Genomic DNA, 23,882 nt, shown 5'->3' with positions numbered 1-23,882 from the left:
CCTATTCCTCGTCTTCGCCGCTGCCGGCCGTGTCGTCGTCGCTGCCCGGTGTCAGGTCGTCGGCATTGCCGAGCGACGCCTCGGGTAGCGTGATTTCAAGCGCGTCGTCGGCCGCTCCGAAATCGTTTTCATCGCCGAGCGTCATCTCACCCTCGACGTCCGCGTCATCCGCGGCAGCCGGCGGGTCCAGCCGGTTCAACAGAGCCAGCGCGGCCGATGCTCGAACGCGAACGCCGTCCGGCGCATCGAGCGCAAAGACGATGCTGTCGTATTCCTGGCGGGCGCGCGCATAGTCGCCCTCGCTCAGGGCCTTCGATGCGATCAGCTCGATCGCGAGATGGCGCATCGCGTTGTCCCCGGAAGCGATCCGCCCGAGGCGATTGGCCAGGTCGTCGGTCGAATAGGATTCGAATCCGGCCAGGGCCGCCTTCAGCGTCGCGAGGTCGCGCACAATCGGTTCGGGCGAGCGCGCAGCAGCCTGTTCGAAATAGCGGCGCGCAGCGTCATTATCTCCCTGTTCCAGGGCAACAGCACCGCGCTGCATGAGCGCCAGCGTGGCATAGCCATCGGGACCGCTCTCGGCGATCTGTTCAAGCGCGGCTTCGGCCGCGTCCCAACGCTCGTTCTCGACAAGCCGGGCTGCGGAGACATACGTCTCCGAAGCGGCATCGCGCTGGCTTTTCGACCAGCTTTCCCAAGCCTGCCAACCGCCCACGACGACGACGATGACGATGGCGATCCCCAGAACCCAGGGACCGTATCTGCGCAGGAGGGCGTTATACCGGTCCTTGCGCAGTTCCTCGTCGACTTCCTGTTCGAAAATGTCCGCCACGCGGCCCTCGTCACACTATTCCAAATATGGGCGCGGACCCTAGCCGCAGCGGGGAATGGCGGCAACCGGCGTTAGCGGTCATTCGGCCTGATGCGATAGGTCTGTTCAGCCGCAGGGAACTCCCGTGAACGGACATCGGCGGCCCAGCGGCCGACTGCGTCGGAAACCGTCTCGCCCAGCGACGCGTAGCGCTTGACGAATTTCGGGGCCCAGTCGAACAGGCCGAGCAGATCCTGTGTCACCAGAATCTGGCCGTCGCAGGCTGGCGAGGCGCCAATTCCGATTGTCGGAACAGAGACTTGCGCCGTGATCTCGCGAGCGAGTTCCTCGTCCACACCCTCGATGACGATGGCGAAGGCGCCCGCCTCGTCGGCAGCCTTTGCCTCGGCGATGACGCGATCCCATTCGGCTTGCGAGCGGCCACGGGCCTTGAACCCGCCCTCGTTGAGCGCGGCCTGCGGCTTCAGGCCGATATGTCCCATCACCGGAATGCCGCGCTCGGTCAGGAAGCGGATCGTATCGCCGGCATAGACACCGCTCTCGATCTTCACCGCCTGTGCGCCGGTCTCGGCGAGTGCGCGCGAAGCGCTGGCGAAGGCCTGTTCGGGGGACGCCTCATATGTGCCGAACGGCAGGTCGATCACGACCAGCGCCTGTTTCGCCGCGCGCATCACCGCCTTGCCGTGCAGGATCATCATGTCGAGCGTGACGCCGATCGTGGTGTCGAGCCCGTGCACGACCATGCCCAGCGAATCCCCGACGAGCAGAACGTCGCAGTGCGGATCGAGCAGGCGCGCCATCGGGAAGTCGTAAGCGGTCAGGCAGACCAGCGGTTCGCCACCCTTGCGGGCGCGAATGTCCGGAACGCCGATGCGCTTGATACGGTTCTGGGCTGACATGGGAACGCCGCTCCGTTGGTAGCCGGAGCGGCGGACACTAGGGCAGATGCTGCACTGCGGAAAGGGGCGGAGGAATTCCGGGCTCAGATCCGCTTGGGCAGGATGAAGGCAAAGCCGGAGATCATGATGGCGAGGACGCCGGCGGCCATGGTTTCCGGCGAAGCAAAGGCCGCGATCGAGGCCATCACGCCGTCCGCCGGAACGTTCACACCGGAAAAGAAGGTTTCCAGCTGCGTGCCCGCGATGGCAGATCCGGTCGAACCGGCGGCACCAAGGATCAGGATCCGGCGGCGGTCGGGCCGGGCGATCCTGTTCTGCACCCGCTTGACGAAGGCGTCGGCGGATTCGCGGTCGGTCTCGTAATCGTCCTGCGCGTCGGCGAAGGCCGCCTTCAGACGCGCGTCGAATGCATCTTCGATGGTCATGATACCAATGCCTCCGACTTGTCGAACCAGGCCTTCAGCTTTTCCCGGCCCCGGTTCACATGCGATTTCACAGTACCCAGCGGCATGTTCAACATTTCCGCTGCTTCCGAATGCGACAAGCCGGAAGCGTAACACAACACCACGGCCGCCCGTTCGTCTTCCTTCAGCGTGGCCAGCGCCCGGTCGAGATCGACGACGGAACCCATGTCACGCGGCGCCTCGACATCATCGACATCCTGCTTGAACCGGTCCATCGCCTTCTCCGTCGCCTTGCGCTTGCGCGCCGACATCAGGAATTCGTTGTAGGCGATGCGGCACAGCCAGGCCTTGAAACTCCCGGCCCCGGTGAAGCTTCCGATCTTGCGGAAGGCCCGAATAAAGGCCTCCTGCGCCAGATCTTCGGCGAGCGCCCGGTTGCCGCACATGCGGGCCAGCAGCGATCGGACAAGGCCCTGGTGGCGCCGGACGAGTTCGCCGAAGGCGACTGTGTCCCTGGCGGCCACGACCAGCGCGACCAGTTCTTCATCCGAAGCTTTCACCCGTCCCTCCTGAAAGGTGAATGCGCTTAGTCGTCAGAGCCGTTCTTCGGCTTCATGAACACGCCCATCGCAATGAGGGCGAGACCCACGAGGCCGGGGAAGGACGCAACGCCGAGCATGATCTGGAAGGCTTCCGGCTCATCCGACGCCATGTTGATCGTCCAGCCAAGGATAGAGAAGGCGACGGCGATCGCCAGCAGTACGATGCCCCAGCGCACGTCCCGGCCACTGGCGCGTTGCGGGAGACCGAGCGCGCGAATGGTATCCGGGGTCAGTTGCTGTCCCGACTGCGCAGCGGCGCGGACGGTTTCGAGGACAGCCGAACGATTGCGGCTGCCGAAATACATGACGATACCGACGATGAAGACCGGCATCAGCAAGGCAATGATCGGGATCCAGTTGTCATCCATGATGTGTTCCTTTCAGGTCTCGACCGGCCACCCCCAAGGTGCCGTTCACAGACTAGATGCTGCGGCTGCTCAAATCGGATGCAGCGGTTTCAGCCGATGACGGCGACGCCGAACAGGTAAAGGTGGAAGCGGGCCAGCGCGGCGGCGATGAGCCCGCCGATCACCACCGCCGTCACGTCCCCGCCCCAGCCCGGCGGTGTCGAGGGTGCACCGCCCCGGATGAAGGCCGGGATCAGCACCATGACCGACCAGACGAAGAAGCTGCCGAACAGGATGACCGACGCCAACTCTCCGTTGGCGAGCAGGTGGGCACCCGACCAAAGGGCAACCGCCAGCATCATCGGGTGCCTGACCGTGTGGCGGATATGGCCCGGCGTATAGGTCGAGATCAGCAGGATCAGCGACAGGGGCACGGCGATCAGCGCGACAGTTCGCGACCAGACCGGCGGATCCCAGACCATCTCGGTGGGGTGCGCCTCGATCTTGCCCCAGACGATCAGGACGAAGCCTGTGATGGAGAGCAGCGAATAGAGCAGCTTGTAGCCGCCGGGCCCGAACCCCTTCACCATCCCGTCCCGCAATCCGGGAATGATCCGGACCGAGTGAATTCCCAGAAACAATACCAGTCCGACGATCAACAATGTCATGCGCGCCTCCCCTGCCCGGCCCCTCCAGGCCGGTATCGGTGCGATTATGACCGAGTCGGCGCGAGCCTCGTAATGCCGCGGACAAGTTGCGGTCCGAACGCGCCGAGCGCGACGACCAATGCAGCGACCGGCAGTCCGGGTGTGGTCAGCAGGCCGCCGAACGCGTCCATGGTCGGCGCGATGGCCCAGGCCACCGCACCGAGCGCGATGGCCAGCGCGCCCGCGAGTGAAAGTGCAACGCGCAGCCGGCGCTTCGCCACCGCCTCGGCCACGCCGCTCACGAATGCCGGATCGGCTGCCGGTGGAAGGTCCGCGGCGAGAAATGCGGTGAGCTTGTCCTCATTCGTCATGGCTGACCTCCAAGGGCTTCAAGCAGTTTCGCACGCCCGCGCGTCACATGCGACTTTACCGTGCCGACCGGTATGCCGAGCGCCTCTGCGGCTTCAGAATGCGAGAAGCCGCCAGACAGGCAAAGCGCGATGGCGGCGCGCTGGTCCGGGGGCAGATCCGACATCGCCCGGTCGAGAGCGATCCGATCTTCCGGTGAAAGGCCTGGCAGATCGGCCGTCTCGGCGGTGTAGGCCCATTCGCGCGCGCGTCGCCGGTCATCGGTCCGGAACCGGCTCGCCGCCTGCCGCCAGGCCAGACCGTAGAGCCAGCTGCGGAAACGGGCGGGGTCTTTCAGGCTGGCCAGTGACGTCCAGGCCGCGAGGAAGGCGTCCTGCGCCAGGTCGTCGGCCACATCGGGGTCGCGGCAGAGGCGGCGCAGAAACCCGCGCAGCCCCTGCTGATGGCGAACCACAAGCGCGGTGAAGGCGGCGTCGGAACCGCGACGGGCGGCCGCCACCAACACTGCGTCCGGCCGTCCGGACGTCATCGTCACTTCCGGCGGCGGAAGACGGCACTGGCCAGAAAGGCGACGGCGAGCACGCCGAGGATCATCGCGATGAAGTAGAATTCCTCGCGCACATCCCCGATCAGGCCCGACCAGCCGGCATAGGCGAAGACGCCCGCCAGCCCCGCGAACAGAAAGACGAGGAAGGCGCTTCCCCCGCCGCTGCCTTCGTTCTCGCCATTGCTTGTCCAGTCGTGACGGTCGTCGCGTTCGGTGTCCTTGTCGATGCTCGCGACGAGATCGGCGGGCGGTTCCTTGCCGGCCGCGGCGTAGGACTTCAACAGCTCGATCTTCGCCTTGGTGCGCTTGTAGCGCATGAAGCTGGACCAGCCCTGTGCGAGGAAAAAGGCGAGCGGAAACAGCAGCCACCAATAGGAGTGGAACAGGTCAGCGAAATCCATGTCGGGTCCCCCGATCAATCAGCGCGGCGGCCGTTCCGCTCGCGTCATTCGCCCCTTAGTCGCCGCAAAGGCGCCGAACGGATGCAGCGCCGGTGAATTTTATTCGTTCGGTTCTTCGAGCGTTTCGAGACGGCAGCACCCCTCATAGAGGACGTGGCCGCTTTCATCGTGCCCGACGATGAGGACCGACCAGGCGTAGGGAATGTCGCTCATGCCGTCCGAGCACTGCTCCGGAGTCACAAGCGCGAGGCCGAAGCCGCGCATGGCGAACATCCACGGGTAAGGCCGGCTGGCGGCCGATTCGGATTCGGTGATCTCGTAGGTCTCGCCCTCGGTCTCGAAGCTCGACCAGGTCGCCTCGGTCGGGCTGAACGCCAGATTCCAGAAGGGTTCGGTGCCCGCGCAAAAGGTTCCGAGCGGGACAGGGCTATCCGCGATCATGACCATGTCGATCGCTTCGGTATAGGCGAGATTGATCCAGCCGCCCTGCTCGCCGGTCGAAACCAGGCCCCAGGTCTGACCGTCAATCGAGCGGGTCTCGACCACTTCGATCCGACCCTGGTTCGGCAAGAAAGTGCCGACGATGTCCGACGAGGCATCAGGCCCGGTCCGGATGTTGAGCGTATCGCCTTCGGCCACGCCCACGACCCGGATCCAGGCCGGTGCATTGATCGGCGCGCGCGCATCGCTGCCGCTGCCCGTCTGGGCGTCTGACGTTTCCGGCGCGGAACAGGCGGCCAGGGCAACAAGAACAGCGGCGGACAGGATGCGCATGTCGAGACTCCCGTTTGTCGAGCGCAGACTATCAGCCGAGAGAGCGCTGAACAGGCCCTGCCGAAATTCGCGGTTTACCCGGGCGTGGAGGGGTGAGACGCTCGCACCCTGAGGTTTCATGAGGAGTGCGTCATGCGTCCGGCTATGGTCCTTGCCGTCTGCCTGCTCTTCCCGGCAGGCGTCGGAGCGCAGGACATCCGCGTTGCCGGCACGGCAAACGAATTGCCGGCCGGGCGCTACAGCGCCGACCCCTCGCACACCACGATCCAGTTCAGCGTCGATCATCTCGGCTTTTCGATCTATCGCGCGGCGTTCAGCGCCTTCGAGATCACGGCCGATCTCGATCCCGCCAACCCCGTGGACTCCCGCGTCGAAGCCGTGATCCCGGTTGGGGCGCTCCAGCTTCCCCAGCCTCCTGAAGGCTTTCGAGACACGCTACTGGGACCGGAGTGGTTCGACGAAGGCGAATACCCCTCCATCCGCTTTGTCTCGACGGCGATCGAGATGACCGGCGAAACCACGGCGGATATTCATGGGGAGCTGACGCTTCATGGTGTGACGCAGCCCGTAATGCTGGCTGCGCACTACAATGGCGGCTGGGCCGGACACATCTACGATCCCAACGCGCGGATCGGCTTCTCCGTCACGGCCGAGATCAGCCGCACAGCGTTCGGCATGGGCTTCGGCACGCCATCCGAAGCCATGCCGGGGGTGAGCGACACCGTCCACATCACGATCGAGACCGAACTGATCGGACCGGCATGGACGGCGCCCGATCAGGACTGACAGTCCTCGTCCATGGACTGCTTCATCGCTTCCAGTATCTCGGCTTCGGAGAGACTGCGCTGAGGCGTCGCGAAGGCCCATGCATGACCCCACGGGTCCCTCACCTCGCCGTAGCGGTCGCCCCAGAACATGTCCGCCACCGGCATGGTTTCGGTTGCGCCCGCCTCGATCGCCCGCTTCTGCCAGGCGTCGGCATCGTCGACGACGAGGTGAAGCGTGACCGGCGTTCCGCCGAGACCGTCCGGGCCATGCATGCCCCAGTCGGGATTGGCATCGACCAGCATGATCGTGCCGCCATTGATCTGCATGCAACCGTGCATGATCCGGCCATTCGGGCCTTTCATGCGTGCCAGTTCCTTCGCCCCGAAGGCCTTGGCGTAAAAGTCCATCGCCTCGGATGCGCCGGCGCAGACGAGATGCGGCGAGAGCGTGCTGACGCCCATTTCCGCGGCTTTGCTGTGGGCCTGGTTCATAGCTGCGCTCCTATTTCGCGACCTGGTAGACGGACTGGAAGCCGCCGAAGATCATCCGCTTGCCATCGAACGGCACCGGGTTGTTTTCGGGATTGAAACGGTCGTCGGTCTGCATCATCGCCTCCATCTTCTTGAAGCCGGCATCGCGCGTGGCCTTGTCGGGCCATTCGACGAAGGCGAAGACGACGCTCTCGTCTTCCTTCGCCTGCACGGCGCGGCGGAAATCGGTCACCTTGCCGTCGGGCACGTCATCACCCCAGCATTCGTGGACGCGCAACGCGCCGAGTTCGATGAAAATCGGGTCGATCGCCGCCGCATGGCGGAGGAATTCGTCCTGTTTGGCGGTCGGCACCGCGATTACAAAGCCGTCGAAATACGTCATGCTGTTTCCTTCCGGAGTGTTGTGATTATTCGCCGGCCGCGGCGAGCACGGTCGCGATGTCGATCTTGCGCATCGTCATCATCGCCTCGAAGGCGCGCCTGGCCTTGGTCTTGTCGCTATGGGTCGTCAGGTCGAGCAGCTGGCGCGGCGTGATCTGCCAGGAGTGACCCCAGCGATCCTTGCACCAGCCGCAGGCACTTTCCGCGCCGCCGTTCGAAACGATGGCGTCCCAATAGCGGTCGGTTTCTGCCTGGTCTTCGGTGACGACCATGAAGCTGACCGCCTCGTTCGGCGTGAACACCGGACCGCCATTGAGGCCGACGAATTTGCGGCCGAGCACGGTGAACTCGACCGTCAGTTCCGCGCCCGCTTCGCCGCCGGGGAAGTCCGCCGGAGACGTGTTCACCCGGTCGACATGGCTATCGGGGAATGTCTTCGCGTAGAATTCGGCGGCCTTGAGGGCCTCGCCGTGGTCGAACCACAGACAATTGATCACTTCGGTCATGTCCGGTCGTCCTTTGCGGTCAGGAATTCGGGCGGGGTCAGTCCGCCGTGTCGGCAAAACTTCCAGTGCGCAACGCACCGGCAGGTCTGTAGCGGTGGATCGTGACGCCCGAGTCCGTGGCTTTCACATCAATGAGGGCAAGCTCACTCGGCGCCGCAAGGTCGGAATAGATACGCTTCCCACGACCGATCATCACCGGGAAGACGAGCAGGACGACTTCGTCGGCCAGCCCTTCGGCGATCAGCAAGGGCGTCAGGGTGGAACTGCCCCACAAGACGAGGTCCGGCCCCTCGCCGGATTTTACCTGGCGTATCCCGTCAACGATATCAACGCCTAGCGATTCAACCGGGCCCCAGGCAAGACTCTCGGGGCGATGCGTCGCCACGAATTTCACAGCCTTGCTGAGACTGTCGGCCATCGGACCCTTCTGGTGCGGCCAGTAGCCGGCCCAGATGTCATACGTTCTCCGCCCGAGCAGAAGGTCGAAGCGATCGCCATGCGCGGCGTCGATCGCTTCGCCAACAGCCGGATCGAAATGAGGAAAGGCCCAGCCGCCGTGTCCGAACCCGTTCCCGGTATCCTCTTCCGGGCCGCCAGGCGCCTGGATCACGCCGTCGAGTGAGACATGTTCGATGATGCGGATCTGTTTCATGCGGCGCTCCCTTTGCGTGCGGGCGATGCCTGCCGCCCGAACAGCAGTTCGACGTATCGCTTCAAATGAGCAATGCTTTCCCGGACAGGGCCGTCATTGCCGGCGGCCTTGGACAGGATGAAGCCGCCCTGCAGAACGGCCTGGGTGTGGCGGGCTAGGCTGGGCGCATCGACCTCGACGCCGTAGCGCTCCGCGGCCTCGGCAATGTCGGCTTCCAGCGTCTTCGCGTGTTCGAAGATGGCCGAGGCACAGGCATCGCGGATGTCGACCGACGCGCCATAGGCCTCCTGCACGAGTGTGCCAGCATAGCAGGTGTATTCGGGGATCTCGCCGGCGATCAGGTCGCGGCGGAAGTCGATATAGGCCAGCACCCGGTCGAGCGGGTCTGCCGGGTCGTGATAGGGCGCGGAAGCAAACAGACCGGACGTGGTCTCGCCCCAGTGACGCGCCGCCGCCGCGCCCAGCGCATCCTTGCTCTCGAAATGGTGGAAGAAGGCGCCCTTGGTGACGCCCGCCGCCCTGCACAGATCGTCGACGCTTGTCGCCGCAAAGCCGTTCTGGCGGATCAGCGCGATCGCCGCGTCGAGCAGCTTGTCGCGGGCGGATGGCTTCCGGATGACGGATTGCGAATGAGCCAAGATGGCCTCCCTTGAACAGCAACATACCGACCGGTTGGTATATTTGTCAAGGAAGGCCGGTTGGAAGTTCAGAACGGCAAGGCGGTGAAGTCCGGCAGGTCGACCGTGATGCTCACGCTGCTGGCCGGTTCGCCCCGCATGAAGCGCGCCATCGCCTCCCCCACTTCCGGTGTGGTCATGAACAGGTTGTGTCCGGCATTCACAACGGTGATGTGCGTGACATGCGTCAGGCCGGCGACCGCCTCGCGCTGGCTGTCCGGATAGGTCCGGCCATCAAGCGTGCCCGTCAGGACCAGCACCGGGACGTCGGATACGGGCGGCTGGCGGAAATCCTCACCCAGGTCGAACCCGTCCCAGGCGCCGCGGATCTGTGGCATCGGTGCGTTGAGATAGCGCCCGATAAGGCCGTCCTCGGCCTGCGCCTCGAAGAGAGCGAGGCGCTCATCGGAAATCCCCGAGGCGAGGTCCATCGCGATCGGCATTGCCGACAGCGTGATCGGCTCGCCCGATTCGAGAAAGCGCTGGAATAGCGCGGTCGCCAGACTGTGGTCGCCGGCATCGACGGTCGCATAGAGGGCCAGGAGGATGGCGGCATTTCCCGGGTCGGCGATCAGCATCGAACCGGCCTGCTGCATGCTCGCGCGCTGGAGAAGAACCGGCACGGCGCTGCCGTCGCCTTGCGGAATGTCGAGAAGAACCGGCTCTGCCTCAAGTCTCTGATGAACCCGGCGCATGAGACCCGCAATGTCGGGATAGGCCGCCGCTGCCGCCGGCTGCGTGTTCACGGCCTCCTGAAGGCGCGCGAAATAGGCATCGGTCCGGGCGGGAAGTTTGACCGTCTGGTCGAGGCCCTCGACGCTGGCGAGGATGGCCCGGTCGATTTCACCGGGCAGCTCGCGGATTGCCGCCAGCGCGAGGTGCGTACCGTATGAAATGCCCCAGAGCGTGACCCGGTCGGCGCCGAGATGGCGGCGCAGATCGGACAGGTCACGGGCGCTTTCCACCGTCGTGTACCCCCGCAGATCGACGCCCTGCCCCTCCCAGATGGTACGGCATTCCTCCGCCGCGGCGCGGTAGAGTTCGGCATATTCGGTGTCGCTGATCGCCGCAGCATCGGGCACGGTTTGCGAGGACACGCAGCGCTCGATGTCGTTCGAAGCGCCGGTCCCGCGCTGATCCAGCGCGATCACGTCGCCGAATTCTCGCATCGCCATGAAGAGCGGGAAGCGGCGGCCGCGCGCGGTCGCGATCCCCGAACCGCCCGGCCCGCCCGAGAGATAGACGATTGGCACACCGGGATCGTCGCCGGTCGCGGGAAAACGGACATAGGCCAGCGAGAGCGTACGGCTGTTCGGGTCGGCGCGGTTTTCGGGAACCTCGAACCGGCCTTCATAGGCAGTGACGGTCTCGCCGCTGTCGGCGGTGAAAGTGATTTCAGTTTCCTGTGCCAGTGCCGCCGCGGGCGAAAGCAGCAGCGTCAGCAGGGCGATCAGCAGTCGTGTCATGTCCGGAGTCTCCTCTGCGGTCCCTTGACTCGCCCCTTTCGCGCCCGGCCTCGACCGGTATTCGGCGAACGGCGCGATCCGACCGGCGAACGGCGGGACAGAGCGGCCGGGCGGCGCTACAAATCCGCCATGCGGTTTCTGGTCCTGGTCCTTTTCTGGTTGATTGCCGCGGACGCGGACGCGCAGGGCGTCAACCATGACCAGCCGGTCATGGTCTGTCCCGCCGAAGCCGGTGATACGGTCCCGCCGGATTTCGGCCGGGCCGGGTGCCGCTCGGTGCCGCTTCAGGCTGTCGATCCACAGGGCCGCGCGCTTTGGGTCCGGCTTTCCGTCACGGTCGCTCCGGAACTGATCGAGACCGGCGGGCCGCTCGGCCTGTTCATTTCAGGCAAGGCATCGTCCGAGATCTGGATCGGCGGACGGCGCATTGGCGCCAACGGTGTTCCGGCCGCAACGCCGGAGGCGGAAGTGCCGGGCCGGATCGATGCCGTGATCTTCCTCCCGCCCGGAACGCTGAGCGCTGGTGAGAACGAGATCGTCCTCAGCTTGTCGGCCCAGCACGGCTTGGTGCGGCTGAATTACCCGCTGCAGCATATCGGCGTCTACGCCTACCAGGACCCGACGAGTTTCATCCTCGCGGCCTACTGGCCGGCCCTGGTCACGCTCGGCCTTTTCGGCGCGGGCTTCGTGGTGTTCGGCGTGCTGGCCATTCGCGGCGATGACCGGGAAGGCTCGGCCCTGATGGCGCTGCTGCCGCTCGCCGCCGCGGGGCAACTCGTCGCCGAAACCCTGCGCGGATTCTGGAGCTATCCCTATCCGGTGCAGGATTTTCGCCTGATCGCGATCACCGGATTTGCCGTGGTGTTCGGCGGAGCGCTCATCGCGCTCGTCAGCCTGCGCACGACGCGGATGTCGCCGATCCGCCGCGCGCTCGTCACAGGCGGAACACTGGTGGTCACTCTGCTGGCCGTCGGCCTTGCCGGTGCCTTCGATACGAAGACGGCGCTGGCGCTCGTGATCCCCGCCTTTGCCGGAATCACCCTCTCGGCGTGGAACGCGCTCAGCGGCCGACGGTCGGCGTGGATCTGGGCCGCCGCGCTGTCGACCTTTGTCTTCGCTTACCTGCTGCCTGACGGGCTCTTCCTCGATCGGCACTTCTACTTCGTCGTCGCCGGCCTCCTGCTCGCCCTGTTCTTCCTGCACGCGATCAGCCTGGTCCGGGAACGCCGTCAGCGCCGCGCCGAAGAAGCGCGGGCGCGCAAGCTGGAAACCGCGCTCGACCTCGCACGGGAGCGCGCCCGGCCCAGCGATCTCGCCATCGCCGCACCGGGCCGTATGGAAAAGGTCTCCACGGCACGGATCAGCCATCTGTCCGGGGCGGGGGATTATGTCGAGATCCACACCGATGATGGCCGGACGCTTCTGCACGGCGGCAGCCTCAGCGCGCTTGAGGAGACGTTGCCCGCGACCTTCCTGCGCGTCCATCGCAGCCATATCGTCAACACGCTGTTCGTGACGGCACTGGAACGCGAAGCGAGCGGCACCGGTCTTCTGACCCTGTCGACCGGCACGGTCATTCCGGTCAGCCGCCGCATTCTGCCGGCCGTGCGGCAGGCCCTCGGCGTTGTCGCAGGCGCGCCGTAGGTGCGGGGCGACCCGCATTGAACACACGCGCCCGGCCTTCCCCCGCGCCGCCAATCGTGGCACGCCATCGGACATGACTGCCGAAGACCGCCGCGATGCCCTGCTCGACCGCCTTGCCGACCACATGCTGGCCTTCGGGATCGGCGCGTCGAGCCTGCGCGCGCTGGCCAAGGCGGCCGGGACCAGCGATCGCATGCTGCTCTACTATTTCCGCGACAAGGACGAATTGGTCGCCGCGACGCTGGAGCGGATCGCGGCGCGGTTTTCCGGCGCGCTCGACGCCTTTGCGCCGGCACAGCCCCTGCCCTTCGACGCGATGCTGAAACATCTCGCGCCCGTCCTGCTCGACGAGGCGGGCTGGCCCTATATGCGGGTCTGGCTCGAGATCGCGAGCCGGTCGGCGAGCGGCGACAAGGCCTGCCGCGCAGCCGGCGAAGCGATCGGGCGCGGCTTCCACACCTGGGGCGCGGCGCATCTCGACAGCTCGACCGACCGTCGCGAGCGCGAAGCAGCACGCCTGTTCGCGATGCTTGAAGGCCTGGTGTTGCTGAAGGCGCTGGGTCTCGAGGACGTCAGCCGGACCGCGGCCGGTTGAGCATCGCGCCGAGCGCGATCGCCGCCGCTCCGCCCCACAGGATCACCGCCCCGGCATCGGCCAGCGGCGCGCCGCCATAGACGCCCGGGAGATAGGGGATCGCCAGGCCGTCGAGCGCGATCGCCGCGCCGGTTGCCACGGTTGCGCCGGCGAACACCTGTTCGTCCCCGAGCCGGGCCAGCCGCTTGATCAGAAGGACGAAGGGCAAGGTGCCGGGGATCAGCAGCGCATAGGTCAGCGCCCTCCCCCAGCCGTCGAATGCCCCGAGCGGGGCGATCCAGCCGATGATCAGCGCGCCGAGGAACCACAGGGCAATGCCCATGGCGATGGCGATCACGTATTGGCCGAGGGACAGGCCGGGACCCCGGCGCAAGGCGGTGGACATGGGACAGACTCCTGTAGCAGTTGCTACAGGCGACGCTAGTCAATTGTAGCGTATGCTACAAGCCACAATCCGTCACCCCGGCGGAAGCCGGGGTCCAGATTGAAAGCCGTTCTCGATTCCGGCTTACGCCGGAATGACGGGAGTTTCCTACCAGTGCGGCGGTTTCTCGCTCGCCGGCGGGGCCGGCATGTTGTCTTCGAGCGCGCCGAGCCGGGCGTGGGACTGTTCCAGGGCTCGGGTCAGGCGGTCGATCTCGCGCTGCTGGCGCGCGACCACATCACTGAGGTCGTCGATCGCGCGCTGCTGTTCGGCGACATGGCTTTCAAGCGCATCGAGGCGGGACGTGGTATCCGACATGGTGTGGTCCGAACCGGTCATCGCAGGGACAGGACCCGCGCCATGCCCTGCGCGGGCGTAACGGTCAAGCGCGCGAAGACACGGCCTTCTTGGCGGGCGCGCGCTTGCGCTTCGCCTTCGGCGCGTCGGTGACGAGCACCGTCTGCGCCTCGCGCTCCAGCCGTGCTTCGCGCTGCTGGCGCATCAACGACTGACGCTTGGCGGATTCTTCCTCGAGGATGGTCTTCACCGCGATATCGGTCGCCTGGGCGCGTGAGTGCGCGGTGAGCCGCGGGGCCTTGAACAGGCCGGCAGTGCTGCGTTTCGTCATGTCTCGATCTCCCTGTGTTCAGAAACAAGAAGGGCCGGACATGCGTCCGGCCCTTCCTGGTCTCGGCCGGCGCGGCGGACATCCGCGCGCGCCAGATTGCGGAAGACTAGAGCTTCTGCAGGTTGTCGGCGGCGTTCTTGCCCGACTTGCGGTCGGCGACGACGTCGAAGCTGACCTTGTCACCTTCGGTCAGGGAATGGATGCCGGCGCGCTCAAGCGCGGTGGCATGCACGAAAACGTCGGTCGAGCCATCTTCCGGCTGGATGAAGCCGAAGCCCTTGGTGGAATTGAAGAATTTAACGGTACCTTTGGCCATGACGATTTTCCTTTCAATCGATCACGAAATTACAGGCCCGGGCCGGCCGTGCGCCGGTGGGTCCTGGAGAAACGATTTTGGAAGGAATTCAGTCAGGGGCGCGTAACCGCGCGCCGAGTGTATTCGGCAAACAAGATCGTGAGGCAGTGTATGCACCCTGATTGTGTCAGAAACAAGGGGAAATACTTTGCCTGCCTGCCCTACTCCCACTCGATCGTCCCGGGCGGTTTCGAGGTCACGTCATAGACGACGCGGTTGACGCCGCGAACCTCGTTGATGATGCGCGTGGCGGTGCGCCCCAGGAAGTCATGGTCGAAGGGGAAATAGTCCGCCGTCATGCCATCGACCGAGGTCACAGCCCTGAGGCCGAGGACGGCGTCATAGGTGCGTTCATCGCCCATCACGCCGACGGTGCGCACCGGCAGCAGCACGGCAAAGGCCTGCCAGATCTGGTCGTAGAGCCCGGCCTTGCGGATTTCCTCGATATAGATGGCGTCGGCCTTCCGCAGGATATCGGCCTTTTCCTTCGACACGGCGCCCGGAATCCGGATGGCGAGGCCCGGCCCCGGGAAGGGGTGGCGGCCGACGAAGGCGTCGGGCAGGCCGAGTTCTCGCCCGAGCGCGCGCACTTCGTCCTTGAAGAGTTCGCGCAGCGGTTCGACGAGCTTCATGTTCATCCGCGCGGGCAGGCCGCCGACATTGTGGTGGCTCTTGATCGTCACCGAGGGGCCGCCATCGAAGCTGACGCTCTCGATCACGTCGGGATAGAGCGTGCCCTGGGCCAGGAAATCGGCGCCGCCGGCCTCCTTCGCGTGTTTTTCGAACACGTCGATGAACAGCTTGCCAATCGTCTTGCGCTTGGTTTCCGGGTCGTCGATGCCGTCGAGCGCGCCCATGAAAAGCTCACCTTCGTCAGCATGTACCAGCGGAATGTTGAAGCTGTCCCTGAATAGGGTGACAACCTCATGCGCCTCGTTCATGCGCATCAGTCCGGTGTCGACGAAGACGCAGGTCAGCTGGTCGCCGATCGCCTCGTGGATAAGGACGGCAGCGACGGCCGAATCCACCCCGCCGGACAGGCCGCAGATCACCTTGCCCTTGCCGACCTGCTCGCGGATCTTGGAAATCGCCTCGTCCTTGAAGGCGGCCATCGTCCAGTCGCCCTTCAGGCCCGCAATGCGGTGGGTGAAGTTCTTCAGGATTTCCGACCCGCGCGGCGTGTTGGTCACTTCCGGGTGGAATTGCACGGCGTAGAAGCGCTTCTCCTCGTTCGCGATGGCGGCGAAGGGCGCGCTGTTGGTCTTCGCGATGACGTGGAAGCCCTCGGGCAGCGCCGTGACCCGGTCGCCATGGCTCATCCAGACGCGTTCCTCGTGACCGATCGTGCCGAGGCCCTCGAACAGCGGGCTGTCCGCCACGAAGGTGATGTCGGCGCGGCCGAATTCGCGCTCGTCGCTGGCCTCGACCCTGCCGCCGAGCTGGGCGCACATCGTCTGCTCGCCATAACAGATGCCGAGGACGGGAACGCCGAGCTCGAACACCACGGTGTCGGCGCGTGGGGAGTTCTCCCAATGCGTCGAGTGAGGCGAGCCGGACAGGATGACGGCCTGGGGGTTGTAGTCCCGGATGAAGGCTTCATTGGCGCGGTTGAAGGGGTGGACTTCGCAATACACACCGCTCTCGCGCAGGCGGCGCGCGATCAGCTGCGTCACCTGGCTGCCGAAGTCGATAACGAGGACTTTTTCGTGGGATTCGGAGGCGTTGATCTCGGTCATGCCGCCCGATAGCGCGAGTCAGCGCGAAAGGCGAGTCGGGGGTGCTTATTGTCCCGCTTCATTCCCCTCACCCGGTCCTGCGGACCACCCTCTCCCTAGAGGGAGAGGGAGAGAAACGCCGAACCTGATTCCCTCTCCCTTCAGGGAGAGGGCTAGGGTGAGGGGTCTGTGAGGGTTGGGTGTTTTTTTGGACCTATGCCTGCGAAGGGAACCCGAATTTCCATCAAAACACCTCTGCCCCGGATTTATTCCGGGGCCTGCCTTCGGTGCGAACGAGTCTCTGACGTAGGTCCCGGCATCTCCGCCTTCGCGGGGACTGGCAATGCCGGGACGGAATTTATCCTGATGCATGGCGTCACTCCCGCGAAGGCGGGAGTCCAGTCTCATGGCTGCTCTGGATTCCCGAATGCGCGGGAATGACGGAACTTACCGCCGCTCCATCACCGAGATGAAGAAACCGTCCGTGTCGGAGCGGCGCGGGCTGAGGAGGATGGCGCCGGTATCGTCCTCGCATCTGGCGAGCACGTCTTCCGCGCCCGGGGCGAGGCCGCCGGAGGCTTTCAGCGCGGCGAGGGTCGAGCCCTGCTCGAAGCCGCCATCGCGCGTCAGGAAGGCTTCGACCCGGTCGGAATTTTCCTCCGGCAGGAAGGAGCAGGTGACATAGACGAGCCGCCCGCCGGGCCGCACATAGCGGCTGGCGCGGTCGAGCACTTCGTCCTGCTGTTCGATGCGGCGGGCGAGCGCCTCGGGCTTCAGCCGCCATTTCGAGTCCGGCCGCCGCCGCCACGTGCCCGCCCCGGTGCAGGGCGCGTCGATGAAGACGACGTCCATCTTCCCCTCGAGATCGGCGAGGGCTTCGGCTTCCGGCCCGTCCTTGACCTGGACATTGCGCGCGCCGGCCCGCTTCAGGCGCGGCCAGATGGCGCGCAGGCGGCGCCAGTCATGGTCCCAGGCATAGACCTGGCCGGTATTGCCGGTCATCGCGGCAAGCTCGAGCGTCTTGCCCCCTGCGCCAGCACAGAAATCCAACACCTGCGCGCCGGGATCGACCGCGGCGGCGAGGCCGGCGATCTGGCTGCCGGCGTCCTGTACCTCGACCCAGCCCTTGCCATAGGCCGGGATGGATTCGGCGGGCGCGTTCTTGCCGCGCGGATCGGTCTGCGGAATGCGGATGGCGTGGGCGACGAGCGCGCTCGGCTCGGCGCTGGGGATTTTCGACTGCACGGCAGCGAGCGCCTTGTCAGGCTCGGCCTTCAGCGCGTTGACGCGCAGATCGACCGGCGCGCGGGCAGCGAGCGCCGCGCCCTCCTCAGCGGCATCGGACCCGAAGGCGCGTTCCAGCGATTTGGCCAGCCAGTCCGGGTAGTCGCCCTGGATGTGCGCCGGTGCGCCCGACAGGCTGCGGGCGAAGCCCTCCAGTTCGGCCTCTGTAGGCAGGTCAGGCGCGTGTTCGTCGCCTCCAAACAGGGCGGTCATGTCCGCGCCGCTCATCCCCCAGGCATGAACCATCGTCCCAAGAACCAGCGCGCGCGGGCTGTCGTCCTGCATCAGGTGCGCGACCGAGGCGCGCCGGCGCAGCGTGTCGAGCACCAGACCGCCAATCCAGGCGCGGTCGCCGGATCCGGCAAAGCGGTGCGCCGCGCCCCATTCCTTGACCGCCGTCTTGGCCGGGCGGTGGTGCGTCTCGATCGCGGTCAGCACCTCGATCGCGGCGGCGATGCGTCCGGCTTCGCGCATCAGGCCGCCGGCAGGGTGAGGAGATGGGTGAGGATAAGCGCCCACATGACCAGTACGGTCAGCGCGCCGACCACGAAGGCGAGGAAGCGGTGCAGGATGGTGTTCGTCGTCACGAAGATGACGGCATGGATCACGCGGAACGCGACGAAGACCCAGGCGAGGATCGCGAAGACCGGGCCGGCCGCCCCGCTGTGCAGCGCCACGAGCGCCGCCACGAAGAAGAGCGAGGGCACCTGGAACTGGTTGTTCACGCAGTCCGACAGCTGGACCAGCTTTTCCGGGAAGACGATCTTGCCGTCCGGGCCGCGCTTCGCCCGCCCCTTGGAAGCGGCGAGATAGCGGCCGACCCCCAGCGAAAACAGCAGGATGAGTACGACCACGGCCTGCGCGATCATGGCGTAGAACAGGCTGAGATGCGCGGCGGGAAAGACCATCAGCTGGCGCTCGGATAGTTGGGGGCCTCACGCGTGATCGTCACGTCATGGACGTGGCTTTCCCTGAGGCCCGCATTGGTGATGCGCACGAAAGTCGCGCGTTCGCGGAAATCGCGCAAGGTCGCCGCGCCGGTATAGCCCATGGCGGCGCGCAGCCCGCCGACCATCTGGTGCAGGATCGGCCCGGCCGGACCCTTGTAGGCGATCTGGCCCTCGACGCCCTCGGGAACCAGCTTCATGCGGTCGGTGACTTCCTTCTGGAAATAGCGGTCGGCACTGCCGCGCGCCATGGCACCGACACTGCCCATGCCGCGATAGGCCTTGTAGGAACGGCCCTGGAAGAGGAAGACCTCGCCCGGGCTTTCCTCGGTGCCGGCCAGGATCGAGCCCAGCATGACGGCGTCGGCCCCGGCGGCGAGCGCCTTGGCCATGTCGCCGGAATACTTGATGCCGCCATCGGCGATGATGCTGGCGCCACTGCCCTCGGCGGCGCGGCGGGCCTCCATGATGGCGGTCAGCTGGGGCACGCCGACGCCCGCGACGATGCGCGTGGTGCAGATCGAGCCCGGCCCGATCCCGACCTTCACGCAATCCGCCCCGGCATCGATCAGCGAGCGCGTCGCGTCATAGGTCGCGACATTGCCGGCGACGATGCGGGCCGTGTTCGACAGGCGCTTGATGCGCTCGACCTGCTGCGGCACCGAAACCGAATGGCCGTGCGCGGTATCGATCACGATGACGTCGCAGCCCGCCTCGATCAGCGCCTCGGCGCGTTCAAAGCCAGAATCGCCCACCGTGGTGGCGGCGGCGACGCGCAAACGCCCCTGCCCGTCCTTGGCCGCCATCGGGTGCGACTGGGCCTTCTCCATGTCCTTCACGGTAATGAGGCCGAGGCAGCGATTCTCGGCGTCGACGACCAGAAGGCGCTCGATGCGGTGCTTGTGCAGCAGGCGGCGGGCGGCGTCCTCGCCCTCGCCCTCGCGTACCGTGACGACGTCGCGCGTCATCAGGTTCGCGACCTTCTCGTTGGGGTCGTCGGCAAAGCGCACATCGCGGTTGGTGATGATGCCGACCAGCTTGCCGGGCGCGCCGCCGCCCCCGCCTTCCACGACGGGAATGCCGGACACCTTGTGGTGCGCCATCAGATCCTTCAGCTCGGCCAGGGTCGCGCCGGGATTGATGGTCACGGGATTGACCACCATGCCGCTCTCGAAGCGCTTCACGCGGCGCACTTCCTCGGCCTGCTGCTCGACGGTCAGATTGCGGTGGATGACGCCGATCCCGCCCGCCTGCGCCATGGCGATGGCCAGGGGCGCTTCGGTGACGGTGTCCATCGCCGCCGACAGGATCGGGATGTTGAGCTCGATTTCGCCGGCGATGCGCGTGCGCACATCGGCATCGGCCGGCAGGACGCTCGATTGTCCGGGCTGCAAGAGCACGTCATCGAAGGTCAGCCCTTCGCGAATCTCCATCAGAGATCCTCCACTGCTGCTTGCGGGCGCGCTTTAGAGGGGATTGCGAATGAGGGCAAGGGGGCGGGACGGCTGGCGGCGCAGGGCGGGTCTGCGGCGGCGGGCGGGGACAAGTGAAGATGTGATGATCGCGGAAGATGGTTTTGAAGATGACGATGATTTTCGCGGCGTCCGCCAGAACGGTCCGGAATCGCCCTTTCGGGGCGGGGATAGCGGCGGGGACACGCCCCGCATGATCGACGATGATCGGGGCGAATTCCGGCATTTTCGTCGTCCTGGAAAAGGTCTTCGTGATCTTCGGGAGCGTTTCGGTGGTTTTGGAGGGCGTCACCCCGGCGAAGACGGGAATGACGACCGCTTCGCTCTCCCCCTTGCGGGGAGGGCCGGGAGGCTGTGCGCCAGCCAGCCGGCCGGGGTGGGGGGTGTTTCATGGGGTCCCCATGAAAATGGGGACCTGAAGCATGTACCCGGTTTCGGGTTCCCGCTTTCGCGGGAACCCCGGTGAAATTCACTTCACGCTCACCCCACCCCGCTCCTTCAAGAGGAGGGAAAATGTGCAAACCCCTGATCCGCGATTCGAATTCGCGGCGGTTGAGACGCTGATTCAAGTCGCGCGGCGAGTTCAGAGTTTGATTCAAGTTCGGGTGGGTTGGTTCGGGCCGGCCGGTTCAGACACTGATTCAGGTGAGTCAGGTCTTGAGTCCGGGAATGGATGTAAGGTTTTGATCGACATACACCTTCGTCATTCCGGCGAACGCCGGAATCCAGAGCAACGCTTGATCTGGATCCCGATTTTCATCGGGATGACGGGCAGACCTCGGTCTTCGTCTTCCCCGCGAATGCGGGGACCCCGAAACCGGGAATCGTCGTGAAGCCCCCTCCACCACTTCGTGGTCCCCCTCCCCCGTGAACGGGGGAGGAAAGTGGTCGTGCCTAGCCCCACCCTGGCCCGGCCCCTACCGGGGCGTTCGACGCTATCCCGGGGTTCCCGCGAAAGCGGGAATCCGAAACCGGGTGCCAAATTCGGGTCCCCGTTTTCACGGGGATCCCGGTTTCAGAATTACCCCTTGAACCCCATCGCCAGCAGGAAGGTCTCGGCGCTGTCGGAGCGGCTGGACGGCGGTTTGGCGTGGCGGACCTTTTCGAAGCGCGGCTTGAGCTGGGCGAGGAGGCTGTCCTCCGTCCCGCCCTGGAAGACCTTGGCGACGAAATGCCCGCCGGGTTTCAGGGTTTCCAGCGCGAATTGCGCGGCAAGCTCGACCAGGGCGACGATGCGCAGGTGGTCGGTCGAGCGGTGGCCGGTCGTCCACGGCGCGAGGTCGGAGAAGACCGCGTCGGCCGGGCCGCCGAGGCGCTGCTTGACGATGTCCGGGGCGCCGGGCTCGGTGAAGTCGAGCACGAAGAGATCGGCGCCGGGGATCTGCTCCATCTCGAGCAGGTCGATGCCGATGACATGCTCCGCGCCGCGATTGAGCGCGACCTGGACCCAGCCGCCGGGCGCGGCCCCGAGATCGACGATCCTTCCGCCCTTCGGGATGAGGTGGAAGCGGTCGTCGAGCTCGGACAGCTTATAGGCCGCGCGCGAGCGGTAACCTTCCTGTTTCGCCTTGGTCACATAGGGGTCGTTGAGCTGGCGCTGGAGCCAGAGCGTGGACGAGTTCGAGCGCTTGCGGGCGGTCTTCACCCTTGTGTGGAACTGCTTGCTGGCGCGCGGGTCGCCGCCCTTGGTGGTGCCCTTCTTCCAGCGGCGCTTGGGCTGGTTGACCGGATCATCGCTGCCGTCACCGCCTTCGGGCCCGCCTTCGGGATTATCGGTTTCGTCACTCATTCGGCAGCCTCCCTGTTCGCCTTGCGCGGCTTGCGCCGGCGGCGGCGCGGCTTGCGCATGAGGTTAAGCAGGAGGCCTTCGCGCAAGCCCCGGTCCCCGACCCGCAGACGGTCCGCCGGCCAGGCATCCATCACGGCTTCGAGGATGGCGCAACCGGCGAGCACCAGTTCGGCGCGTTCCCGCCCGATCGAGGGTTCGCCCGCGCGGCCGCCCAGATCCATGCCCGACAGGCGGTCACAGGCGGCGCGGGTCTCCGCCGAGCTCATCCACAGACCGTCGACCCGGGCGCGTTCATAGCGCGGCAGGCGCAGGTGCACGCTGGCGACCGAGGTGATCGTGCCCGAGGTGCCGACGAGATGCGCCCGGCCCTCCTCGAACAGGGGGCGCAGGCGTTTGGCGCCCTTGGGCACTTTCAGCAGGTCCGCGGCGTAGGCCTTCATGCCCTCATACCATTCGGCGCGGTTCTCGCCGGGTTCGGGGAAGCGTTCCGACAGGGTGACGACGCCGACCGGGGCCGACGACCAGGTCCTTACCGGCGGGCGGCCGCCGCTGGCATAGCCGCCGCGGGCGCGCCATTCGGCGAGATCGACCCAGCACAGCTCGGTCGAGCCGCCGCCAATATCGACGACCAGTGCGGCGTCGAAGCGGTCGTCCATCAGGTCGAGGCAGCCGAGCACGGCCAGGCGCGCCTCCTCCTCGGGGGTGATGATGTCGAAATCCAGCTTCAGCTCGTCGCGGATGCGGGCCATCAGCTGCGGGCCGTTGGTGGCGGTGCGGCAGGCCTGGGTGGCGATGCAGCGCGCCTTGACCACTTCGCGGCGTTCCATCTTCTCGGCGCAGACCTTGAGCGCTTCCATGACGCGCTCGCTGGCGGCGTCGGACAGCGCGCCCGACGCGTTGAGGCCCTCGCCCAGCCGGACGATGCGGGAAAAGGCATCGATGATGCGGAAACCGCCCGGCGTCTTGCGCGCGATCAGCATGCGGCAGTTATTGGTGCCGAGATCGATCGCCGCATAGGCCGGACCGGGGCCGCGGCCCCGTCCGGTCGTCTTGTTCTGCCCGTCCGGCCCGCCATCATCCTTGTGCGGACGGCGCGGCCTTTCGGCGCGGAGTGGCTCCTGCGCCATGGTTTACCCTTCCGCCGGAGCGCGGCGGCGCCACGAATGTGGCGCGCCGTGCGCAATCCGGCCCGAACTTTGCCTTGAGTGTCAGGATAGTGCGCATCCAGCGATCATCAAGCTGCGTATGCGTGAGCGAGGGACACGCTCCCAGCATAACGGTGGGCAAGATGACCGAGAAAGAAGCAAAGTTCGCTATTGGCGCGGTGGTCCGGCACCGGCTCTTCCCCTTCCGCGGCGTCATTTTCGACGTCGATCCGGTGTTCGCGAACAGCGAGGAATGGTGGCTGGCGATTCCTGAGGAAATCCGTCCCAGAAAGGACCAGCCCTTCTATCACGTCTATGCCGAGAACGAGGACAGCTACTACACGGCCTATGTGTCGGAGCAGAATCTGCTGCCCGACGCCGAGCACGGACCTGTCGGGCATCCCGATGCCAAGGCGCTGTTCGACCGGTTCGACGGCGAGCGATATCTGCCCAAGGCCGGCCCGAAGGGGCATTGAAGTCTCGAACCGCTAGTACCGGCTGAGATTGCGTCTGACTTCGCTCGAGTTCGTGGCGTTGAACGTCCAGAGTTCGAGGCGGTCCTGAGGGTCGATCCCGGCCAGTTGATCGTTGAGATCGCGGATGATTTCCACCGGAGAACTTACACTTGAACCGCTGCCATTGAACTGACCGTCCGGTCCCCGGCTGACGTAGAGGTAGCGCAATTGCGCGTCGTCAATCCGGAAGACGAAATAGCGGTAATTCGATTGAATGGACTCGCCCACCATCCAGCGCTGCGGAAAGCGAAGCCCCCCGAAGGACCGGTCGCCCGGCACAAAGACATTGTCGAAGAAATAGTCGTCCGTTTGCACGTCGCAGCCGGATTCCCCGCAGATCACGATTTCACTTCGCACTCTCAGCCGTGAACCGACCATCTGTGTCGTTATGGCGTGATACGGCGCATCGCCGAGGCTGAACCGGTGGAAGGAACGCCCGCCGAGATTCTGCATCTGGGCCTGCGACATGGCGGGACCCAGGTCGAGCCTGGCTGAAGACCAGTAGTGGCATCCGACGAGCAGCGCTGAAACCAGTGCCACCATCACCGCTCTTACACCTGCCATCCTGCCGCTCCCATTGCCTGATCACGACAGTATTGTGCAATT

Annotated in this window: 31 protein-coding genes; 4 read left to right on the top strand and 27 right to left on the bottom strand. The window is 65.7% G+C overall.

The window, feature by feature from the left end; all coding sequences use genetic code 11:
* Nucleotide 1: 1 nt before the first annotated feature.
* From ACFOOR_RS14485 to ACFOOR_RS14440, 10 genes are all read right to left on the bottom strand, one after another.
* Nucleotides 2-832, bottom strand: a complete 831-nt coding sequence (locus tag ACFOOR_RS14485) for a tetratricopeptide repeat protein (protein WP_343163298.1) — start codon at nucleotides 830-832, stop codon at nucleotides 2-4.
* 71 nt (nucleotides 833-903) lie between these two features.
* Nucleotides 904-1,731, bottom strand: coding sequence for a 3-methyl-2-oxobutanoate hydroxymethyltransferase (gene panB, locus ACFOOR_RS14480; protein ID WP_343163297.1), 828 nt, complete (start codon nucleotides 1,729-1,731; stop codon nucleotides 904-906).
* An 83-nt stretch (nucleotides 1,732-1,814) separates the two neighbouring features.
* Nucleotides 1,815-2,156, bottom strand: a complete 342-nt coding sequence (locus tag ACFOOR_RS14475) for a hypothetical protein (RefSeq protein WP_343163296.1) — start codon at nucleotides 2,154-2,156, stop codon at nucleotides 1,815-1,817.
* Entirely contained in the window at nucleotides 2,153-2,695 is a 543-nt protein-coding gene (locus ACFOOR_RS14470) for an RNA polymerase sigma factor (RefSeq protein ID WP_343163295.1), read from the bottom strand. Before ACFOOR_RS14470 ends, ACFOOR_RS14475 begins: the two co-directional genes overlap by 4 nt.
* Nucleotides 2,696-2,721: 26 nt before the next feature.
* Nucleotides 2,722-3,105, bottom strand: a complete 384-nt coding sequence (locus ACFOOR_RS14465) for a DUF6249 domain-containing protein (protein ID WP_343163294.1) — start codon at nucleotides 3,103-3,105, stop codon at nucleotides 2,722-2,724.
* Nucleotides 3,106-3,194: 89 nt separating this feature from the next.
* On the bottom strand, nucleotides 3,195-3,752 hold the full coding sequence (locus ACFOOR_RS14460; protein ID WP_343163293.1) for an NnrU family protein: 558 nt from the start codon (nucleotides 3,750-3,752) through the stop codon (nucleotides 3,195-3,197).
* A gap of 44 nt (nucleotides 3,753-3,796) precedes the next feature.
* Nucleotides 3,797-4,102 carry a hypothetical protein gene (locus ACFOOR_RS14455; protein WP_343163292.1) on the bottom strand — a complete coding sequence of 102 codons (306 nt, stop codon included), beginning with the start codon at nucleotides 4,100-4,102 and terminating at the stop codon, nucleotides 3,797-3,799.
* Nucleotides 4,099-4,629, bottom strand: a complete 531-nt coding sequence (locus ACFOOR_RS14450) for an RNA polymerase sigma factor (protein WP_343163291.1) — start codon at nucleotides 4,627-4,629, stop codon at nucleotides 4,099-4,101. The genes ACFOOR_RS14455 and ACFOOR_RS14450 overlap by 4 nt, the downstream gene beginning before the upstream one ends.
* 2 nt (nucleotides 4,630-4,631) lie before the next feature.
* Complete coding sequence (locus ACFOOR_RS14445; RefSeq protein WP_343163290.1) at nucleotides 4,632-5,048, bottom strand: hypothetical protein; 417 nt, start codon at nucleotides 5,046-5,048, stop codon at nucleotides 4,632-4,634.
* A gap of 99 nt (nucleotides 5,049-5,147) precedes the next feature.
* Nucleotides 5,148-5,822 carry a COG3650 family protein gene (locus ACFOOR_RS14440; protein WP_343163289.1) on the bottom strand — a complete coding sequence of 225 codons (675 nt, stop codon included), beginning with the start codon at nucleotides 5,820-5,822 and terminating at the stop codon, nucleotides 5,148-5,150.
* A 132-nt stretch (nucleotides 5,823-5,954) separates the two neighbouring features.
* Between ACFOOR_RS14440 and ACFOOR_RS14435 the strand changes: the two genes are divergently transcribed.
* The gene (locus tag ACFOOR_RS14435; RefSeq protein ID WP_343163288.1) at nucleotides 5,955-6,608 is read left to right on the top strand and encodes a YceI family protein; all 654 of its coding nucleotides are present in this window, start codon (nucleotides 5,955-5,957) and stop codon (nucleotides 6,606-6,608) included.
* Here the strand turns inward: ACFOOR_RS14435 and ACFOOR_RS14430 are convergent.
* The 6 genes from ACFOOR_RS14430 to ACFOOR_RS14405 form a co-directional block, all read right to left on the bottom strand.
* The gene (locus ACFOOR_RS14430; protein WP_343163287.1) at nucleotides 6,599-7,081 is read right to left on the bottom strand and encodes a VOC family protein; all 483 of its coding nucleotides are present in this window, start codon (nucleotides 7,079-7,081) and stop codon (nucleotides 6,599-6,601) included. The genes ACFOOR_RS14435 and ACFOOR_RS14430 overlap by 10 nt on opposite strands.
* Nucleotides 7,082-7,091: 10 nt before the next feature.
* Complete coding sequence (locus tag ACFOOR_RS14425; RefSeq protein ID WP_343163286.1) at nucleotides 7,092-7,463, bottom strand: DUF1428 domain-containing protein; 372 nt, start codon at nucleotides 7,461-7,463, stop codon at nucleotides 7,092-7,094.
* A 25-nt stretch (nucleotides 7,464-7,488) separates the two neighbouring features.
* A complete protein-coding gene (locus ACFOOR_RS14420; RefSeq protein ID WP_343163285.1) occupies nucleotides 7,489-7,968 on the bottom strand; it encodes a VOC family protein in 480 nt (159 codons plus the stop codon).
* 37 nt (nucleotides 7,969-8,005) lie between these two features.
* On the bottom strand, nucleotides 8,006-8,620 hold the full coding sequence (locus tag ACFOOR_RS14415; RefSeq protein WP_343163284.1) for a dihydrofolate reductase family protein: 615 nt from the start codon (nucleotides 8,618-8,620) through the stop codon (nucleotides 8,006-8,008).
* Complete coding sequence (locus ACFOOR_RS14410) at nucleotides 8,617-9,237, bottom strand: TetR/AcrR family transcriptional regulator (RefSeq protein WP_380214898.1); 621 nt, start codon at nucleotides 9,235-9,237, stop codon at nucleotides 8,617-8,619. Before ACFOOR_RS14410 ends, ACFOOR_RS14415 begins: the two co-directional genes overlap by 4 nt.
* A gap of 89 nt (nucleotides 9,238-9,326) precedes the next feature.
* Nucleotides 9,327-10,763: an alpha/beta fold hydrolase gene (locus ACFOOR_RS14405; RefSeq protein WP_343163283.1), complete on the bottom strand. Its 1,437-nt coding sequence runs from the start codon at nucleotides 10,761-10,763 to the stop codon at nucleotides 9,327-9,329.
* Between the two features lie 129 nt (nucleotides 10,764-10,892).
* Here ACFOOR_RS14405 and ACFOOR_RS14400 point away from each other — a divergent pair, with 129 nt between their 5' ends.
* Entirely contained in the window at nucleotides 10,893-12,407 is a 1,515-nt protein-coding gene (locus ACFOOR_RS14400) for a LytTR family DNA-binding domain-containing protein (protein WP_343163282.1), read from the top strand.
* A gap of 73 nt (nucleotides 12,408-12,480) precedes the next feature.
* Nucleotides 12,481-13,002 (top strand): TetR/AcrR family transcriptional regulator, encoded by a 522-nt coding sequence (locus ACFOOR_RS14395; protein WP_343163281.1) that lies wholly within the window; start codon nucleotides 12,481-12,483, stop codon nucleotides 13,000-13,002.
* On the opposite strand, the gene ACFOOR_RS14390 is transcribed toward ACFOOR_RS14395, so the two are convergent.
* From ACFOOR_RS14390 to ACFOOR_RS14345, 10 genes are all read right to left on the bottom strand, one after another.
* Nucleotides 12,980-13,387 carry a hypothetical protein gene (locus ACFOOR_RS14390; protein WP_343163280.1) on the bottom strand — a complete coding sequence of 136 codons (408 nt, stop codon included), beginning with the start codon at nucleotides 13,385-13,387 and terminating at the stop codon, nucleotides 12,980-12,982. The two genes, ACFOOR_RS14395 and ACFOOR_RS14390, sit on opposite strands and share 23 nt — an antisense overlap.
* A gap of 147 nt (nucleotides 13,388-13,534) precedes the next feature.
* On the bottom strand, nucleotides 13,535-13,744 hold the full coding sequence (locus ACFOOR_RS14385) for a SlyX family protein (protein WP_343163279.1): 210 nt from the start codon (nucleotides 13,742-13,744) through the stop codon (nucleotides 13,535-13,537).
* Nucleotides 13,745-13,808: 64 nt separating this feature from the next.
* Nucleotides 13,809-14,054, bottom strand: coding sequence for a hypothetical protein (locus ACFOOR_RS14380; RefSeq protein ID WP_343163278.1), 246 nt, complete (start codon nucleotides 14,052-14,054; stop codon nucleotides 13,809-13,811).
* 106 nt (nucleotides 14,055-14,160) lie between these two features.
* Nucleotides 14,161-14,370 (bottom strand): cold-shock protein, encoded by a 210-nt coding sequence (locus ACFOOR_RS14375; protein WP_343163277.1) that lies wholly within the window; start codon nucleotides 14,368-14,370, stop codon nucleotides 14,161-14,163.
* 200 nt (nucleotides 14,371-14,570) lie between these two features.
* A complete protein-coding gene (gene guaA, locus ACFOOR_RS14370; RefSeq protein ID WP_343163276.1) occupies nucleotides 14,571-16,145 on the bottom strand; it encodes a glutamine-hydrolyzing GMP synthase in 1,575 nt (524 codons plus the stop codon).
* 426 nt (nucleotides 16,146-16,571) lie between these two features.
* Nucleotides 16,572-17,882 (bottom strand): RsmB/NOP family class I SAM-dependent RNA methyltransferase, encoded by a 1,311-nt coding sequence (locus ACFOOR_RS14365; protein WP_343163275.1) that lies wholly within the window; start codon nucleotides 17,880-17,882, stop codon nucleotides 16,572-16,574.
* Nucleotides 17,882-18,316: an MAPEG family protein gene (locus ACFOOR_RS14360; protein WP_343163274.1), complete on the bottom strand. Its 435-nt coding sequence runs from the start codon at nucleotides 18,314-18,316 to the stop codon at nucleotides 17,882-17,884. The genes ACFOOR_RS14365 and ACFOOR_RS14360 overlap by 1 nt, the downstream gene beginning before the upstream one ends.
* The gene (gene guaB / locus ACFOOR_RS14355) at nucleotides 18,316-19,788 is read right to left on the bottom strand and encodes an IMP dehydrogenase (RefSeq protein WP_343163273.1); all 1,473 of its coding nucleotides are present in this window, start codon (nucleotides 19,786-19,788) and stop codon (nucleotides 18,316-18,318) included. The genes ACFOOR_RS14360 and guaB overlap by 1 nt, the downstream gene beginning before the upstream one ends.
* 1,060 nt (nucleotides 19,789-20,848) lie before the next feature.
* Complete coding sequence (locus ACFOOR_RS14350; protein ID WP_343163272.1) at nucleotides 20,849-21,616, bottom strand: RlmE family RNA methyltransferase; 768 nt, start codon at nucleotides 21,614-21,616, stop codon at nucleotides 20,849-20,851.
* Nucleotides 21,613-22,743 (bottom strand): Ppx/GppA phosphatase family protein, encoded by a 1,131-nt coding sequence (locus ACFOOR_RS14345; protein WP_343163271.1) that lies wholly within the window; start codon nucleotides 22,741-22,743, stop codon nucleotides 21,613-21,615. The genes ACFOOR_RS14350 and ACFOOR_RS14345 overlap by 4 nt, the downstream gene beginning before the upstream one ends.
* A 161-nt stretch (nucleotides 22,744-22,904) precedes the next feature.
* Here ACFOOR_RS14345 and hspQ point away from each other — a divergent pair, with 161 nt between their 5' ends.
* The gene (gene hspQ / locus ACFOOR_RS14340; RefSeq protein WP_343163270.1) at nucleotides 22,905-23,237 is read left to right on the top strand and encodes a heat shock protein HspQ; all 333 of its coding nucleotides are present in this window, start codon (nucleotides 22,905-22,907) and stop codon (nucleotides 23,235-23,237) included.
* A 12-nt stretch (nucleotides 23,238-23,249) separates the two neighbouring features.
* Here the strand turns inward: hspQ and ACFOOR_RS14335 are convergent, their stop codons facing one another.
* Nucleotides 23,250-23,840 carry a hypothetical protein gene (locus tag ACFOOR_RS14335; RefSeq protein ID WP_343163269.1) on the bottom strand — a complete coding sequence of 197 codons (591 nt, stop codon included), beginning with the start codon at nucleotides 23,838-23,840 and terminating at the stop codon, nucleotides 23,250-23,252.
* Between the last annotated feature and the right edge of the window lie 42 nt (nucleotides 23,841-23,882).

Origin of the sequence: Hyphobacterium vulgare (assembly GCF_042643335.1) — a bacterium.
Lineage (GTDB): Bacteria > Pseudomonadota > Alphaproteobacteria > Caulobacterales > Maricaulaceae > Hyphobacterium > Hyphobacterium vulgare.
Note: the sequence above shows the minus strand (reverse complement) of the source record. Positions and strands in the feature narration are given on the sequence as shown.

Bases quoted from the DNA above. Each gene is read 5' to 3' on its own strand.
- panB (WP_343163297.1), bottom strand. From the start codon at position 1,731: ATGTCAGCCCAGAACCGTATCAAGCGCATCGGCGTTCCGGACATTCGC.
- ACFOOR_RS14475 (WP_343163296.1), bottom strand. From the start codon at position 2,156: ATGACCATCGAAGATGCATTCGACGCGCGTCTGAAGGCGGCCTTCGCC.
- ACFOOR_RS14465 (WP_343163294.1), bottom strand. From the start codon at position 3,105: ATGGATGACAACTGGATCCCGATCATTGCCTTGCTGATGCCGGTCTTC.
- ACFOOR_RS14460 (WP_343163293.1), bottom strand. From the start codon at position 3,752: ATGACATTGTTGATCGTCGGACTGGTATTGTTTCTGGGAATTCACTCG.
- ACFOOR_RS14455 (WP_343163292.1), bottom strand. From the start codon at position 4,102: ATGACGAATGAGGACAAGCTCACCGCATTTCTCGCCGCGGACCTTCCA.
- ACFOOR_RS14450 (WP_343163291.1), bottom strand. From the start codon at position 4,629: ATGACGTCCGGACGGCCGGACGCAGTGTTGGTGGCGGCCGCCCGTCGC.
- ACFOOR_RS14445 (WP_343163290.1), bottom strand. From the start codon at position 5,048: ATGGATTTCGCTGACCTGTTCCACTCCTATTGGTGGCTGCTGTTTCCG.
- ACFOOR_RS14440 (WP_343163289.1), bottom strand. From the start codon at position 5,822: ATGCGCATCCTGTCCGCCGCTGTTCTTGTTGCCCTGGCCGCCTGTTCC.
- ACFOOR_RS14435 (WP_343163288.1), top strand. From the start codon at position 5,955: ATGCGTCCGGCTATGGTCCTTGCCGTCTGCCTGCTCTTCCCGGCAGGC.
- ACFOOR_RS14430 (WP_343163287.1), bottom strand. From the start codon at position 7,081: ATGAACCAGGCCCACAGCAAAGCCGCGGAAATGGGCGTCAGCACGCTC.
- ACFOOR_RS14425 (WP_343163286.1), bottom strand. From the start codon at position 7,463: ATGACGTATTTCGACGGCTTTGTAATCGCGGTGCCGACCGCCAAACAG.
- ACFOOR_RS14420 (WP_343163285.1), bottom strand. From the start codon at position 7,968: ATGACCGAAGTGATCAATTGTCTGTGGTTCGACCACGGCGAGGCCCTC.
- ACFOOR_RS14415 (WP_343163284.1), bottom strand. From the start codon at position 8,620: ATGAAACAGATCCGCATCATCGAACATGTCTCACTCGACGGCGTGATC.
- ACFOOR_RS14405 (WP_343163283.1), bottom strand. From the start codon at position 10,763: ATGACACGACTGCTGATCGCCCTGCTGACGCTGCTGCTTTCGCCCGCG.
- ACFOOR_RS14400 (WP_343163282.1), top strand. From the start codon at position 10,893: ATGCGGTTTCTGGTCCTGGTCCTTTTCTGGTTGATTGCCGCGGACGCG.
- ACFOOR_RS14395 (WP_343163281.1), top strand. From the start codon at position 12,481: ATGACTGCCGAAGACCGCCGCGATGCCCTGCTCGACCGCCTTGCCGAC.
- ACFOOR_RS14390 (WP_343163280.1), bottom strand. From the start codon at position 13,387: ATGTCCACCGCCTTGCGCCGGGGTCCCGGCCTGTCCCTCGGCCAATAC.
- ACFOOR_RS14385 (WP_343163279.1), bottom strand. From the start codon at position 13,744: ATGTCGGATACCACGTCCCGCCTCGATGCGCTTGAAAGCCATGTCGCC.
- ACFOOR_RS14380 (WP_343163278.1), bottom strand. From the start codon at position 14,054: ATGACGAAACGCAGCACTGCCGGCCTGTTCAAGGCCCCGCGGCTCACC.
- ACFOOR_RS14375 (WP_343163277.1), bottom strand. From the start codon at position 14,370: ATGGCCAAAGGTACCGTTAAATTCTTCAATTCCACCAAGGGCTTCGGC.
- guaA (WP_343163276.1), bottom strand. From the start codon at position 16,145: ATGACCGAGATCAACGCCTCCGAATCCCACGAAAAAGTCCTCGTTATC.
- ACFOOR_RS14365 (WP_343163275.1), bottom strand. From the start codon at position 17,882: ATGCGCGAAGCCGGACGCATCGCCGCCGCGATCGAGGTGCTGACCGCG.
- ACFOOR_RS14360 (WP_343163274.1), bottom strand. From the start codon at position 18,316: ATGGTCTTTCCCGCCGCGCATCTCAGCCTGTTCTACGCCATGATCGCG.
- guaB (WP_343163273.1), bottom strand. From the start codon at position 19,788: ATGGAGATTCGCGAAGGGCTGACCTTCGATGACGTGCTCTTGCAGCCC.
- ACFOOR_RS14350 (WP_343163272.1), bottom strand. From the start codon at position 21,616: ATGAGTGACGAAACCGATAATCCCGAAGGCGGGCCCGAAGGCGGTGAC.
- ACFOOR_RS14345 (WP_343163271.1), bottom strand. From the start codon at position 22,743: ATGGCGCAGGAGCCACTCCGCGCCGAAAGGCCGCGCCGTCCGCACAAG.
- hspQ (WP_343163270.1), top strand. From the start codon at position 22,905: ATGACCGAGAAAGAAGCAAAGTTCGCTATTGGCGCGGTGGTCCGGCAC.
- ACFOOR_RS14335 (WP_343163269.1), bottom strand. From the start codon at position 23,840: ATGGCAGGTGTAAGAGCGGTGATGGTGGCACTGGTTTCAGCGCTGCTC.